Origin of the sequence: Parafrankia sp. EUN1f (assembly GCF_000177675.1) — a bacterium.
Classification (GTDB): domain Bacteria; phylum Actinomycetota; class Actinomycetes; order Frankiales; family Frankiaceae; genus Parafrankia.
The window spans coordinates 1-1,532 of record NZ_ADGX01000355.1 but is presented as its reverse complement, the minus strand read 5'-3'; the positions used below and the strand labels follow the sequence as shown (position 1 = coordinate 1,532).

The window sequence follows — 1,532 nt, the reverse complement described above, 5'->3', positions numbered from 1 at the left end:
ACGAACATGCTCGCCGGGAAGAAAGCCGGCCAGAAGAAGCTCAACGATTTCCTGTTGGAGTGGGACCGGCGGCCCCAGACCTGGCAGGAACAGCTCGAGCTCGTCCGCGCGATGAACGCGAGGCTCGGCGGCACTGACACAACTCAACAGGGGAGGCGGAATGTCGACGACCAGTCGCCTCGCGACCCTGCTGGTTCGGATCCAGGGCGACGCCGACGGACTCGAGGGCGAGCTGGACGGGGGCCTGGCCCGGGCTGAGTCCACCGTGCAGAGGGCGGGCGAGCGGATCCGTTCCGCCTCGTCCGCCATCGGCGCCGGGATCGGCACCGCCCTGGGCGTCGGCATCAGCACCGCGATCGAGAACGAGTCCGCCGGCGACAAGCTCGCCGCCCAGCTCGGCGCGTCCGGGGACCGGGCCGCTGAGCTCGGCCGGATCCAGGGCGACGTGTACGCCGCCGGGTGGGGCGACTCCCTCGACACGGTTGGCCTCGCGATCAAAGGCGTCCAGCAGAACATCGGCGATCTCGGGGAGGGAGCCGAGGGCGGCCTAGAAGGCATCGCGTCCAAAGCCCTCATGGTTTCCGAAACCTTCGATCAGGACCTCAGTATGACCACCGCAGCGGTCGGAAACCTGCTGCGCAACGGCCTGGCCGACGACGCCGATGAGGCATTCGACATCATCACCGCAGGCCTGCAGGGCTCCGGCGACAAAGCTGGCGACCTGTTGGAGACCTTCAACGAATACGCGCCGCTGTTCGCGCGCGTAGGCGTCGATGGTCAGACCATGACCGGCCTCATCTCTCAAGGCCTGCAGGGCGGTGCCCGTGACGCCGATCAGGTCGCCGACGCCATCGGTATTTTCGGTGAGACCGCACTCAAGGGTGGCACGGCCGTCGAGGCGGCGTTCCAAAGCATCGGTCTGAATGCCGCCGACATGTCACGGATGATCGGCGAGGGTGGTCCGGCGGCGCAACAGGCCCTTCAGATGACGATGGATGCGCTGCGCGGAACGTCCGACGAGCAAACGAAACTCAATGCTGCTGCGGCCTTGTTCGGTGACCCTGCTAACACTCTCGGCGCTGCGCTGTATGCGCTCGACCCCGCAACCGCCGCGGCGTCCGCTGGAATGGACAACATCGCTGACCGCACGGACGCAGCCATGGCCACCATCAGCGACAGCCCGGCTGCGGCTCTTGAGACCTTCAAGCGGTCAACGATGCAGAAGCTCGGCGAGGTGGCGGGCGGCTTCGTGCAGTTCGGCATGCAGAACCGCGGGTTCGTTCAGCCGCTCATCATGGTGCTGGGCGTGTTGGCCGGGGCGATCCTCGCGGTGCGGGTCGGGATGACTGTGTGGACGGCCGCGCAGACCGCCTGGAGGGCTGCCACGGCGATCGGTACGGCCGCCCAGTGGGCGTTCAACGCGGCGATGTCCGCTAATCCGCTGACGCTCGTCGCGCTGCTGGTGGTCGCTTTAACGGCCGGCGTCGTCGCGCTCTATATGAAATCCGAAACCGCGCGTGAAGTCATCAATG

1 protein-coding gene is annotated in these 1,532 nt (G+C 66.8%); it reads left to right on the top strand.

The genetic code is table 11. The features are described from left to right. Window positions 1-160: 160 nt before the first annotated feature. Window positions 161-1,532: phage tail tape measure protein (locus tag FREUN1FDRAFT_RS39040; RefSeq protein WP_006545979.1), on the top strand; the 1,372-nt coding region annotated here is incomplete at its 3' end.